This window comes from Streptomyces azureus (assembly GCF_001270025.1).
GTDB lineage: Bacteria > Actinomycetota > Actinomycetes > Streptomycetales > Streptomycetaceae > Streptomyces > Streptomyces azureus.
On sequence record NZ_DF968330.1, the window covers coordinates 21,367 to 33,589 of the forward strand.

Sequence of the window (12,223 nt, forward strand, 5' to 3'; positions counted from 1 at the left end):
AAGACCTCCATGCAACAGCACGTCACATCGCCGGCCCTGGCGCTCGCCCGCCTCGTCCTGGCCTCCGGCCGCTCGGTGGACCTCGCCGAGCTGCGGTTCACGTCGACGTACGGCGACCTGCTGGAGGGCTATCCCTGCAAGCCGGTGAACGACCTGCGGATCCGAGGGCTGCTGTGCGCCGCCGCGCGGGCCAGGCCCGGTACGCCGGTGCACCTGGTCCCGCCGCCGCGCGCATACCCCGACCAGTACGCGGGCGGCCTCGGGCCCGTCGAGGTCCTGCCCCCCGTGGCCTGCGTCGGCACGTTCCACTCCACGGCTCTCGATCCGGCCTGCGACCCGGTCGCGTACCGCTCCCGTCTCACCGTTGTCTGGTTCCAGACCACGCCTCGCCTGCCGTCGGGCTGCGACGCGGAGCCCGGGCTGCGCGACCTCGACTGGGCGGGACTGGCCCGGGACGGCCGGGCTCTTGCGTAGGGTCGTCCGATGAGTGTTTCCCGCACTGAACTGCTGCGCTGGCAGCTTGAGTTGACCTGGTCGTTGTTCGAGTACCACCTGGAGCGGCTGGAACCGGAGGACTTCCTCTGGGAGCCCGCGCCGCTCTGCTGGACGATGCGCAGGGGCCCCGACGGCAGTTGGGTACCGGACTGGGCGGAGACCGAGCCCGACCCCGTGCCCGTCCCCACCATCGCCTGGGTGAGCTGGCACATCGGCTGGTGGTGGAGTGTGGCCCTCGACCACGCCCAGGGCCGCCCGCCCCGCGACCGCGCGGACGTCGTGTGGCCCGGCGAGGGCACACCGGCCATCGAGTGGCTGCGCGGCCTGCGCACCGAGTGGCTGACCGTCCTGGACGGCCTCACCGACACCGACCTGGACGCCACGGCAGCGTTCCCCTGGCCGAAGGACCCCCAGTACACCGTCGCGCACATGGCGGCCTGGGTGAACGCGGAACTGATGAAGAACGTGACCGAGATCGGCCAACTGCGACTGCTGCGCGCGGCGTCGGCCTGAGCAGGGCCGCGATGCCCTTCCCGCGCACCGTCCAGGCAGCGGTCGGGCTTACGTCCAAAACACTAATGGCAGGCCTGTGACCAGGGACAAAGCGGTCGTTGAAGCGGGCATGCGATCTCGTCCGCTCTCCCGTGCCGCTGATCTGCTCGTCGCGCTCGTCGTCCTTCAGGGCGGTACCTCCGCCCTGGCCGCCGAACCCGGCGGTGGTGGCGGCGGTGGCGACGGCCGGTCGGAGGCGATCGATCCGATCACGCCGTTCACGCAGGGCGCCTCGGCGCTCGCCGGGATGGCGCAGCCGTTCTACAACGCGTTCAGCCAGGCCGTGTCACCGGCTCCGAGGGCCTAGTGTGTCGCGCCAGAAATCCGTCGGTAGATCTGTCTCGTCTCGGCGGTCGGATTCTCGCCGCCGACCAAGGGCGTTGACCGTCCGCAGCTCAGCGGAAACTACCTAGGAACTTCCGGCGCGGGACACTAGCGGGTTTTCGTCTAGCCGGGCGGCGCGGCCGAGCGGCTCGTGCCATCGTGGAGGCATGAGCATCGACGTTCGCCCGGCCTCGGACTTCGAGGACGTCCGTGCCGTGCTGGGGCCCAAGTCGCCCGGTGCGAACGTCTGCTGGTGCCTGAGCTACCGGATCCCCTCCAAGCTCAACAACGAACTGCGCGGCCCGGCCCGAGGCGAGTACGTCGCCGGGCTGTGCCGCGAGGACCCCGCGCCCGGCGTGCTCGCCTACGACGGCGACGAACCGGTCGGCTGGGCCGCCGTCGCCCCGCGCGCGGACACCTCCTTCGCCCGCAACCGCAAGATCCCGCACGTCGACGACCTGCCCGTCTGGTCGCTGTGGTGCGTCCGGGTGCGCCCCGGTCACCGGAAGCTGGGCATCTCGCACGCCCTGATCGCCGGCGCGGTGGAGTTCGCCCGGGCCCACGGCGCACCGGCGATCGAGGCGTATCCCCTCGACAACGGCGACGCCAAGGTCGACCTGACGATGGCCTACGCCGGCCTGCGGAAGAACTTCGAACGCGCCGGCTTCACGTACGCGGCGGACACCACCTCGGTGCTGGCCGGCCACCCCCGGGTCCTGATGCGGCTCGACCTGCGCGGCCACGCGCACCCATAGAAGCCACGCACACAAAGGCCCGACCGCTGGCGACGGGGGATGCACCAGCGGTCGGGCTATGGCCAAGGGTAACAAGCGCTTGCCCATCGGAACCGACTGTTCGTCAGCAAAGCCGGAGTTGTGACTCGTATCACTCAACTGCCGTAATTGCGCGGCCTGTTGTGCGATCGGGCACCGTCAGGGCTCGCACGGCGGGTCGTAGGACAGCCGGGGCAGGTACTCGCGCCAGGTCTCCGGCGTCAGCACGCCCCGGGTCATCGTGCACACGCGGCGTGCGGCCTCGTCGACGTCCAGATTCCAGAGCCGGATGGTGTCGGTGCCGCTCGACACCCCGAGCATGTGGCTGTTCGGGCTGAACGCCAGGAAGGTGCCGCTCTTGGCGTTGGGGCTCATCGACTGGCCGATCGCGCCGGCCCTGGAGGGCTCGGAGACGTTCCAGAGCCGGACGGTGCTGTCGTTGCCGCCGCTGGCCAGGGTGCGGCCGCTCCGGCTGAAGGTCAGTGACACGACCGCCTCCGTGTGGCCCGTGAGGCTCCTCTCCTCCGAAGCCTTGGAGGGGTCCTCGATGTCCCAGAGCCGGACCGAGTTGTCGTCGCCGCCGCTGGCCAGCGTGTGCCCGTCGGGGCTGTAGGCGAGGACGTTGACGGCTCCGAGGTGACCCCTGAGAGGTGCGCCGCGCAGGACGGCACGTCCGGGGTCCGTCGCGTTCCACAGCCGGATGGTGCCGTCGGCGCTGCCGCTGGCGAGCGTACGGCCGTCCGGGCTGAAGACGAGGGAGTTGACGTACCCCTTGTGACCGGTGAGGGGCGCACCGAGCCGACGGGGGCGGGACGGGTCGCCGATGTCCCACAGCTGGATGGTGCGGTCGTCGTAGGCGGTCGCCAGGAGGCGTCCGTCCGGGCTGAAGGCCAGCGGGTCGGCGAACCGGATGGGCAGGGGGATGGGCGGCCCGTGGGGGACGGGGCCGTCCGGATCCCCGACGTTCCACAGCTGCACGGCCCGGTCTCCCGTCACCACCGCGAGGGTGCGGCCGTCCGTGGAGTACTCCAGGGAACGTGCGCCGCCTGTCGGCAGAAACGGTTCACCCATCGGCACGGGCCTGCCGGGCTTCCGCACGTCCCACAGCCGGACCCGTCCGTCGAGCGCCGCCGTCGCGAGCACCCGCCCATCCGGCCGGAACGCTCCGGTCCGGCCGATCATGTCCGCCGTCGGCAGCGACCACAGGCGGACCTTGTTGTCGCCCGTCCCGGTGGCGAGGGTGCGCCCGTCGGGGCTGAAGCCGAGCGCGTACATCTCACCGCTGCTACCCGCCAGGGGCCCGCCGACCTGCGACGGATACGCCGGATCACCGACCTTCCACAAGCTCGCCGTGCTGTCCGCGCTGGCGGCGGCGAGCATGTTCCCGTCAGGGCTGAAGGCCACGGACCACACCGCCCCCGTGTGGCCGGTGAGCGGCGCTCCTATGGGTGCCGGGCGACGCCGGTCGGCCATGTTCCAGAGCCGGACGGTGTCGTCCGCGCTGCCGCTGGCGAGGGTGCGGCCGTCCGGGCTGAAGGCCACGGAGTGCACCGTGTCGCTGTGGCCGGTCAGCGGCTCCCCGACCGGCTCCGGACGCCGCGGTCGCGTCACGTCCCACAGCCTGACGGTGCCGTCGTCACCACCGGCGGCCAGTGTCCGGCCGTCCGGGCTGAACGCCACCGAGCGCACGGCGGCCTTGTGCCCGGTCAGAGGCTTGCCCAGGGGCTTCGGACGCTTCGGGTCGGCCACGTCCCACAGCCGTACGGTGTGATCGTCGCCGACGGAGGCCAGCGTGCGCCCGCCCGGGCTGAAGGCGATCAGGTAGATCGTGCCGTCATGGCCGGTCAGCGGCCGGGCGAGCGGCTGCGGGCGGCCGGGGTCCGTGACGTCCCACAGCCGGATCGTCCCGTCGTCGGCGGCGCTGGCCAGGGTGCGGCCGTCCGGGCTGAAGACCGCGCTGCTCACCCAGCTGGTGTGGCCGGTGAGAGGCTTGCCCAGGGGCTTCGGACGCTTCGGGTCGGCCACGTTCCACAGCCGTACGGTCCGGTCATAGCTGGCGGTGGCCAGGGTCCGTCCGTCCGGGCTGAACGTCGTGAGGTAGACGGCGCCGGTGTGGCCGGCCAGCGGTGTGGCCAGCGGGGCGTTCACGATGGAGATCAGGCGGCTGTTCGGGCCCTTGTCGTCCGGCCGCAGCCGGTGCGCCACCAGGTCGAGCTGCGCGGACAGCGAGGGGTCCGTGTCCCGGACGCGATCGGCTTGGGCGAGCACCTGCTGGAATACGGCTTCGTCCCGCTGCTTCCAGGCGACGACGGCCGCTCCGGCGGCCAGCACTGCCAGCACGACCAGGGCCGCCACCGCGCCCCGGCTGATCCAGATGATGCGCCTGCGCAGCCGGACCGAGGCGGCCAGGAACTCCACCGCGCTCCGGGTCAGGAACGTGTCCCCGGCGGATTTCGCCCACCCGTGGGCCTGTTCCAGACGGGATCCCCGGTAGAGCAGTGAGGTGTCGCGGTCCGACTCCTCCCAGGCCCGGCCGTCCTCCTCCAGGCGCTGGCGCAGCAGGTTGCCCTGCCGGTCGTCGTCGATCCAGTCGCGCAGCCGCGGCCAGGCGTGCAGCAGTGCCTCGTGGGTGATCTCCACGGTCTCCGCGTCGAGCGTCACCAACCGGGCGCGGACCAGCGTCTCCAGCGACTCCTCGGTCTTGCCGGGGTCGGTCGACTCGTCCGCCAACTGGCGCCGGGTGCCCCGCCTGCGCGTGGCCTGGGTGTCCTCGCCCAGCCGGACCAGGCGGAGCAGGAGCAGCCGGGCCGCCGTGCGCGCCGCCGGGTCGAGACCGGACCAGGCCCGTTCGGCGGTCGCCGCGACCGCGCCCTGGATGCCGCCGGCCGCACGGTACCCGGCGAGCGTCAGCCGGCCCGCCTTCCTGCGCTGCCAGGTGGCGAACAGGGCGTGCGAGAGGAGCGGCAGCACTCCCGCGTCGTGCGCCCCGCGCGGGCCGTCGGCGCTCACCTCCCGGACGATCAGCTCCGCCAGGCCCGGCTCCAGCTCCAGGCCGACGGCCTTGGCCGGGCCCGTCACCGCCTCGCGCAGCTCCGCGGTGGTCAGGGGTCCGAGCACCATGTGCCGGTGCTGGAGCGCGTCGGCCAGTTCGGGATACCTGAGGCACCGCTCGTAGAAGTCGGCCCGTATGCCCAGCACCACGACCGCCGGGGCCGGGTCGCCGTCACCGCTCGGCGAACAGGCCGCGTGCAGGACCTCGACGAAGGCACGCCGCTCCGCCTCGTCGGGGCAGAGGGTGAACGTCTCCTCGAACTGGTCCACGATGACGACCGGCCGCGCACCGGCCGGCGCCTCGCGCCGCGCCCAGGCCGCGACGGCGGCGCGGACGTCAGGGCCCCTCGGGACGTGTGGGACCGTCCTGGTGGGGGCGACGTGGTCCTCCGCGTCGGGTCCGCCGGCCGTGACCATGGCCGAGACGACCGGCCCCAGGTCGGGGATGCACCGGGTCAGCTCCGCCAGCGGATCACCGCCGGGGACGAGCTGCACGACCTCCGTGGCCCGGCCGCCCTCACCGCCGTCACCGCTGCTGTCTCTGTCACCACGGTCGCCGCCGTCGAGGTCCTCACCCAGCGCGCCGTCCCGCAGTGCGGGCACCAGCCCGGCGCTCAGCAGCGAGGACTTCCCCGCCCCCGACGCACCCACGAGCATGACCAGGCCGCCCGTCCCCGCCACGGCCCGGAGCTGTGCGACGAGCGCGTCCGTGCTCCGCTCCCGGCCGAAGAACCACCGGGCGTCCTCCCTGCGGTACGAGGCCAGGCCCCGGTACGGGCACACCCCGCCGGGCGCGGGCGAGGCCTCGGCGGCAGACCGCTCCTGCTCCGCCGCGCCGCGCTCGCCCGCCGGGTCGGCCACCGCGGCTTCCCACAGCCGCTGCCACTGACCGAGGTCGTACAGGCCCGGGGACACCGGCGTGGGCCGCGCGCGCCGCGCCTCGGGGATCAGCACGTGCAGCACCGCCGCGAGAGCGGTGAACTGAGCGGGTACGTTCCGGGCCCGGCGCCAGTCGCTGATGCGCTGCGCGGACACCCGGACGGGACGCCCGCGTTCGTCGACCCGCTGGAGCCGGACGACCGCTTCGGACACACGTTTGAGTGGAGGGTTCCCGGCTTCCTTGTACAGCAGTGCGAGGCGCTCCGCGAAGGCTGTGCGTGCCCCGGAGTCGGAACCCAAGGTCTCCACTCCTTAACTCCCCGCGCCTGGACGTCCGGACCGGAAAACTCACTCTATACGTCTGACCTGCGGTAATACCGCCAACCCGGAACCGGAGACTCCTCGTCGGTGGCCGAAACTGGCAGGATCTGGACGCAGCAGCGCACTCATCCGGTCAACCTCCAGACGGAGTCGGACGACCGTGACCCCACCGTTCGGTACCGGTCCCCACGAGGGGAGGGACCGGTGCCGGACAACGTGGTGATCCTCCCCACCGAACGGCGCTCTACAACTCTGGCCGACCCTGGATAACTGACGGTCCGTCAGCTATGGTCTGCCTGCCGTTGCCAAGGCCCGGCCTGCCGTACCGCTTCCGGAGCGACGTACAGGGGTGAGCACAGTGGAGACACGTCCCGAGAGCCCACGACCGCAGGGCACCCCGCGCTGGGTGGCGATGTTCTACCAGCCGGCCGCGCAGGCCTGGCGGACGGCCGCGGAGTCACCCCACCGCTCGCCCGTGCTGCACGCCCTCGGCGAGATGACACAGACGCTGCGGGCGCGTGGAGACGAGGCGTCCTTCGCCCTGTGGGGGCCGAAGGACGGCGAGTGGCGCCGCTTCGACACGCCCCTGAAGCAGGCGGCGTCGCCCCAGCCGATCCCGGAGGCAGCTGCCACCGAACCGGCCCCGCTGGCGGAACGCATGACCGGCCGCCGCCACCAGGTCCTGATGTCCGGTCTGAGCAAGGCGGGCCTCTACGACCTCTCCCCCGAGGACGACGCGACCGTCCAGGCACTCGTCGAACGTCTCGACGAGGCCGCCGTACGCCGGGTCGCCCACTGGCTCGCGACGGCCGGAGCGCGCTAGCCGGCCGGTTCAGCCGGCCTCGCGCTGGGCAGTCAACACCTCGGGTCCCGCCGGCTTCCGGCATCGGCCGGTGGGGGAACGAGGGGGATGAAGGGGATGAAGGGGCAGAAGGTCTCTGTCGACCGCGAGCTCTGCTACGGCTCCGCCGAGTGCGTCCACAGGGCCCCGGCGGTCTTCGAGTTCGTCGACGGGTTCGGTGCCGTCCGCCCGGGCCACGAACACACGGGCGACGCCCCGGAGATCCTGGAGACGGCGGAGAAGTGCCCCAGCCAGGCCATCAGCATCACGGACGCGGCGGACGCGGCCTCGGCACCGGACCGCCCGTAGCGAGGGCCGGTGCCGGTACCGAGCCTGCTCGCGGTCTTCGCCCACCCCGACGACGAGTCCCTGATGGCGGGCGGGACCCTCGCCCGGCACGCGGCGGCGGGCGCCCGCACGGCGGTCGTCACGGCCACCTGGGCGGCGGACACACCGCGCGCCGCGGAACTGGCCGAAGCGCTCCACGTTCTCGGCGCCGGCAAGCCGCGTCTGCTGGGCTACGCCGACTCCCGCGTCCCACGGTCGGCGCCGGGCAGACCACGCCTGTGCGACGCCCCGCTCGACGAGACGGTGGGCGGCCTGGTCGCGCGGATCCGGGACTTCCGCCCGGAGATCGTCGTCACCCACGACGCCTACGGCGGCCTGACCGGTCACGAGGACCATGTGCACACCCACCGCGTGACCCTGTCGGCGGTCCACGCCGCCGGCCTCGAACGCCTCTACCCGGACGCCGGTGAACCCTGGCAGCCGAGCGCCCTGTACCTGTCCACGCACCCGCACTCCGCCGTCCGGGCGTGGGGCGGACACCTGGCCCCCACGGGCAAGGCGATGCGCACGGTCCCGGACGACCGGGTCACGACGACCGTCGACGTGACCCCCTGGCTGGACCGGAAGATCACCGCCGTGCTGGCGCACCGCACAGAGGTGGAACGGGGAGCCGCCCCGGGCCTGATCGCCGCACTGCCGGCGCCCGAGCGGGAACGGTTGCTCGGCACCGAGTGGTACATCCGCCACGAACTCGTCGCGACGGCACGGGCGGGGACGGAACTCCTGCCGTAGGCCGGTGACCGGCAAGCCAGGGGCCCGCCCGCTCAGACCCGCGACCGGCTCAAGGCAGAGGGCCCGCCCGCTCAGACCGTCGGTTATCGGGGGCGCCCGCTCAGACCCGCGACCGGCTCAAGGCAGAGGGCCCGCCCGTTCAGACCGTCGTTGATCGGCCGAGGTCAGTGCCCCACCGGAAACGGCCACCGAAGGCCCGCCAACGCCCGGGCCCTGGCCTCCACGACCGCCATCCGGGCAGCGCGCTCGGCCCGGTCCACATGGGCCTTCTGCCCGGTCACCTGCCCCTCCCACTTCCGGTACAGCAGCCCCACCTCCCCCGAGAACCACCCACGGCTCACGGCACTCAGCGCGAGCAGCAGCCCCGTGTCCTCCGACGCGGGGAGCGCCATCCAGCCGCCGAGGGCGAGCAGCAGCTCCCGCCGTACAAACAGTGACGCCGGATGGACCGGTGCGAGGAAGCCGTTGGCCTTCCAGTGCTCGAACACGGCCCCGCGCTCGATCGGCCCCTGGTCGGGATCACCCGGAAACCCGACCGTCGAGCCGTCGGGCATGAGGTCCAGCACCCGCGACGTCGCCCACCCGAGACTGCGGTCGGCCTCCAGCGCCGCCAGATCCCGCGCGAGCGTGCCCGGCGGCAACTGGTCGTCGGCGTCCAGGACCTTCACATACGCACCCTCGGCATGCGCCAGCGCGACGGTCCGGGCCACACCGGGCCCCCCGGCCCGGCCCTGCCGGAACGTCACCCGCTCGTCGTCGGGCACGTACGGCCGTACGTCCGCGCCCTCCCCGTCCTCCTGGATCACCCAGTGCCACTCCCAGCCCTCCGGCAGCCCCTGCTCGCACAGGGACGCGTAGGCATCCGGCAGAAAACGGGCCGACGGGCCGTGCACCGCGGTGACGACGACGATGCGCACTCGAAACCCCTCGCGACCTGCACAGATGTCCGGATTACGGAGCGATCCTAGCCCCGTGGCCCTCCTGTCCCCCACGGCACCTGCCCGACGTGCCGCGTCAGCCGCCCATGCCGAAACGGGGTTCCTCGATCCGAGCGCGCTTGACCTCGAAGAAGCCCGGAACAGTGGCCATCATCAAAAAGCCGTCCCACAACTGCCCGGCGGCCTCCCCGGTGGGAGCGGGGGAGACGACTGGGCCGAAGAAACCGACGCGTTCGCCGCCAGGCCCGGCGACAGACACCACCGGCGTACCGATGTCGCCGCCCGCCAGGCCGACGGCCCGAGCGTGCGAGGACCGGATCGCCTCGTCGTAGGCGGTGGCCCCGGCGACCTCCGCGATCGCCTCCGGCAACCCGGCATCCGACAGGGCCGCCGCGAGATTCCCCCAGTCACCGTGCAGGTGGAAGCGGGTGCCCATCGCCGTGAAGAGATCACCGAGCGCCTGCTGACCGAACCGCTCCTCCACCGCCGCACACACGCGCACCGGCGCCCACATGTACTCCTCCCACTCGCCCTCGGGATGGTCGTCCCGGTGCTCGTTGAGCACCGACAGGCTCATCACCCGCCAGCGGACGGTCACGGGCCGCACTTTGGTGACCTCGACCATCCATCGAGAGCTGATCCACGTGTACGGGCAGACGGGGTCGAACCAGAAGTCGACGGTGCGCTGTTCGGTCATCCCATCGCTCCAAGGTCTCGATAGACAAACGCGGAAGGGGTGCCGCTCCGGAGAGTGGCACCCCTTCTGACTTGCAACATCTATGACCTGCGCGGAGGCGGTGGGATTTGAACCCACGGTGACATCGCTGCCACGACGGTTTTCAAGACCGTTCCCTTCGGCCGCTCGGGCACGCCTCCCCGCGCCGACCGTGATCGGCGGCGCGGGGACAAGGGTAACGGGTCGGGGCCGGCGGGTGGGGTTGGTACTGCTGCCGCTTGGCCGAGCGTAAGGGCGTATGGGTGAGGGTGGGTGAGTGCCGGTGCTGGCGACGAGGCGCGCTGACAGCGGAGCCCGGTGAACGGGAGTTCGCATTCCGAACGTTTCGTGACCTTCGCGGGTGGGGCGACCTGCCCGGCAACGCCACGCACCGGAACGCCCAGATCCGCCACGCGCTGACCCGGCTGCTGCACCACACCCGCCGCTGCGGGGCTGCCGCCATGGGGATCGAGGACCTCGACTTCAGTGAGGGCACCAGCAGGGAACGGCACGGCCGCAACAAGCGCTTCCGGCGTCTGATCTCCCGCTTCCCCACTGCCAGACTGAAAGCCCGCCTGGTTGCGATGGCCGCCGCGCGAGGCATCGCGATCGTCGCGGTGGACCCGGCCTGCACCTGCACCTCCCGGTGGGGCGCCCAGCACTGGCAGCAGCCCCTCACCAGCAACAACCGCACACCCACACGCCACGACGCGGCAGCCGTGGCCATCGGACGGCGCGCTCTCGGACATCCGATCCGGCGACGGACGGCACCGCCCCCACACGACCAGAGCGATCGTGCGGGGCATCGGACCGCCCAGGCCCGACCGGAGACCCGACGGCGCGAGGAACCCCGCCCCCGCCTACCCGGACCACGCACCAGATGTGTGCCGCCCGGACGCGGAGCGGTGGGGGTACCTCCCTGCTCGAGCGAAGCCGAGAGTTTGGGGGAGGGCGACCAGCGTGCTCAACACCGTTCGGAGCACGCGGCTGCGCATGAGCCCTGGCAACAGGACCCACTCCCGCTCAGTCTCTGGGAGCGGTCAGTTGTCGCCGATGCGGGAGCCCAGGGTGAGGTCGACGGTGTGCTCCTTGCCGCCGCGCTCGTAGGTGATCGTGACCTTGTCGCCGGGCTTGTGGGTCCAGATCTCGCCGATCAGGGTGGGGCCGGAGTCGATCACCCGGTCGTCGAGCTTGGTGATGACGTCGCCGGGCTTGAGGCCGGCCTTGGCGGCCGGGCCGCCCGGCTCGACCGGTGTCGCGCCCTGGTCGGTGATCTGCGCGCCGTCCGAGCTGTCGTCCAGCGAGACGGACGCGCCGATCTTCGCGTACACCGGCTTGCCGGTCTTGATCAGCTCCTGGGCGACGTACTCGGCCTGGTTGATCGGGATGGCGAAGCCCAGGCCGATCGAGCCGGACTGGCCGGTGCCGAAGCCGCCGTTGCCGGTGGACTGGATCGCGGAGTTGATGCCGATGACGTTGCCCTGCGCGTCCAGCAGCGGGCCGCCGGAGTTGCCCGGGTTGATCGAGGCGTCGGTCTGGAGGGCGCTCATGTACGACGCCTGGCTGCCGGTGCCGTCGCTGGAGGCGACTGGGCGGTTCTTGGCGCTGATGATGCCCGTCGTCACCGTGTCGGACAGGCCGAAGGGGGCGCCGATCGCGATGGTCGCGTCACCGACGGCCACCTTGTCCGAGTCGCCGAGGGTGAGCGGCTTCAGGTCGTCCGGGGCGCTCTTGAGCTTGATGACCGCCACGTCGTAGCCCCGCGCGTGCCCGACCACCTCGGCGTCGTACTTCTTGCCGCTCGGGAACGTCGCGGTGAGCTTGCCGCCGTCCACCGCGCCTGCCACGACGTGGTTGTTGGTGACGATGTGGCCCTGCCTGTCGAAGACGAAGCCCGTCCCGGTGCCGCCCTCGCCGCTGTTGCTCTCGGCCTCGATCGTGACCGTGCTCGGCAGCGCCTTGGCGGCCACGCCCGCGACCGTGCCCGGGTCGCGCTTGACGTCGCCACCGCTGGTGGAGGCGGAGACCGTCGTCGAACCGCTGTTCTCGTCGTTGTTCTTCGCCAGGGTGTAGCCGAGACCGCCCCCCAGGCCGCCCGCGGCCAGCGCGGCCACCAGGATCGCGGCGACCAGACCACCGCGGCCACGGCCGGACTTCGGCGCCGGCTGCTGGTACGAGGAACCCCAGCCGCCGCCGGAACCGGAACCGCCGTCGCCGTACGACGGGGAGGCCGGCGGCGGGGGCGGGGGCCAGG

11 protein-coding genes, 1 tRNA gene and 1 pseudogene are annotated in these 12,223 nt (G+C 72.3%); 8 read left to right on the forward strand and 5 right to left on the reverse strand.

Features of this window, described 5'->3' with window-relative positions; genetic code table 11:
* The first annotated feature begins 9 nt into the window (after positions 1-9).
* The 4 genes from AOQ53_RS24665 to AOQ53_RS24680 all read left to right on the forward strand — a co-directional run bounded on the left by AOQ53_RS24665 (position 10) and on the right by AOQ53_RS24680 (position 2,126).
* Complete coding sequence (locus AOQ53_RS24665; protein WP_078945482.1) at positions 10-474, forward strand: hypothetical protein; 465 nt, start codon at positions 10-12, stop codon at positions 472-474.
* A 9-nt stretch (positions 475-483) separates the two neighbouring features.
* Positions 484-1,008 carry a DinB family protein gene (locus tag AOQ53_RS24670; protein WP_059420513.1) on the forward strand — a complete coding sequence of 175 codons (525 nt, stop codon included), beginning with the start codon at positions 484-486 and terminating at the stop codon, positions 1,006-1,008.
* Between the two features lie 109 nt (positions 1,009-1,117).
* Positions 1,118-1,354 (forward strand): hypothetical protein, encoded by a 237-nt coding sequence (locus AOQ53_RS24675; RefSeq protein ID WP_059420515.1) that lies wholly within the window; start codon positions 1,118-1,120, stop codon positions 1,352-1,354.
* A 184-nt stretch (positions 1,355-1,538) separates the two neighbouring features.
* Positions 1,539-2,126: a GNAT family N-acetyltransferase gene (locus AOQ53_RS24680; protein ID WP_059420516.1), complete on the forward strand. Its 588-nt coding sequence runs from the start codon at positions 1,539-1,541 to the stop codon at positions 2,124-2,126.
* A 177-nt stretch (positions 2,127-2,303) separates the two neighbouring features.
* Here AOQ53_RS24680 and AOQ53_RS24685 read toward each other — a convergent pair whose 3' ends face one another.
* Positions 2,304-6,383, reverse strand: coding sequence for an nSTAND1 domain-containing NTPase (locus tag AOQ53_RS24685; RefSeq protein WP_059420518.1), 4,080 nt, complete (start codon positions 6,381-6,383; stop codon positions 2,304-2,306).
* Positions 6,384-6,753: 370 nt separating this feature from the next.
* On the opposite strand from AOQ53_RS24685, the gene AOQ53_RS24690 reads away from it, so the two are divergent.
* From AOQ53_RS24690 to AOQ53_RS24700, 3 genes are all read left to right on the forward strand, one after another.
* The gene (locus tag AOQ53_RS24690) at positions 6,754-7,218 is read left to right on the forward strand and encodes a hypothetical protein (protein WP_236711802.1); all 465 of its coding nucleotides are present in this window, start codon (positions 6,754-6,756) and stop codon (positions 7,216-7,218) included.
* Between the two features lie 87 nt (positions 7,219-7,305).
* A complete protein-coding gene (locus tag AOQ53_RS24695; protein ID WP_078945483.1) occupies positions 7,306-7,545 on the forward strand; it encodes a ferredoxin in 240 nt (79 codons plus the stop codon).
* Positions 7,546-7,554: 9 nt separating this feature from the next.
* Complete coding sequence (locus AOQ53_RS24700; RefSeq protein ID WP_059420520.1) at positions 7,555-8,316, forward strand: PIG-L deacetylase family protein; 762 nt, start codon at positions 7,555-7,557, stop codon at positions 8,314-8,316.
* A 164-nt stretch (positions 8,317-8,480) separates the two neighbouring features.
* Here the strand turns inward: AOQ53_RS24700 and AOQ53_RS24705 are convergent, their stop codons facing one another.
* The 3 genes from AOQ53_RS24705 to AOQ53_RS24715 form a co-directional block, all read right to left on the reverse strand.
* Positions 8,481-9,233: a glycosyltransferase family 2 protein gene (locus AOQ53_RS24705; protein ID WP_059420521.1), complete on the reverse strand. Its 753-nt coding sequence runs from the start codon at positions 9,231-9,233 to the stop codon at positions 8,481-8,483.
* Positions 9,234-9,330: 97 nt separating this feature from the next.
* Positions 9,331-9,951, reverse strand: a complete 621-nt coding sequence (locus tag AOQ53_RS24710) for a mycothiol-dependent nitroreductase Rv2466c family protein (protein ID WP_059420523.1) — start codon at positions 9,949-9,951, stop codon at positions 9,331-9,333.
* Positions 9,952-10,043: 92 nt separating this feature from the next.
* Positions 10,044-10,130 (reverse strand) — tRNA-Ser (locus AOQ53_RS24715).
* Between the two features lie 207 nt (positions 10,131-10,337).
* Between AOQ53_RS24715 and AOQ53_RS46530 the strand changes: the two are divergent.
* A pseudogene (locus AOQ53_RS46530) lies at positions 10,338-11,000 on the forward strand (IS200/IS605 family accessory protein TnpB-related protein); the annotation flags it as partial.
* A gap of 9 nt (positions 11,001-11,009) precedes the next feature.
* Here AOQ53_RS46530 and AOQ53_RS24720 read toward each other — a convergent pair.
* The coding region (locus tag AOQ53_RS24720) for a S1C family serine protease (RefSeq protein ID WP_059420525.1) at positions 11,010-12,223 on the reverse strand (1,214 nt) is incomplete at its 5' end.

Excerpts from the sequence above, each read along its gene's own strand:
- AOQ53_RS24665 (WP_078945482.1), top strand. The coding sequence starts at position 10 with ATGCAACAGCACGTCACATCGCCGGCCCTGGCGCTCGCCCGCCTCGTC.
- AOQ53_RS24675 (WP_059420515.1), top strand. The coding sequence starts at position 1,118 with ATGCGATCTCGTCCGCTCTCCCGTGCCGCTGATCTGCTCGTCGCGCTC.
- AOQ53_RS24670 (WP_059420513.1), top strand. The coding sequence starts at position 484 with ATGAGTGTTTCCCGCACTGAACTGCTGCGCTGGCAGCTTGAGTTGACC.
- AOQ53_RS24695 (WP_078945483.1), top strand. The coding sequence starts at position 7,306 with ATGAAGGGGATGAAGGGGCAGAAGGTCTCTGTCGACCGCGAGCTCTGC.
- AOQ53_RS24710 (WP_059420523.1), bottom strand. The coding sequence starts at position 9,951 with ATGACCGAACAGCGCACCGTCGACTTCTGGTTCGACCCCGTCTGCCCG.
- AOQ53_RS24680 (WP_059420516.1), top strand. The coding sequence starts at position 1,539 with ATGAGCATCGACGTTCGCCCGGCCTCGGACTTCGAGGACGTCCGTGCC.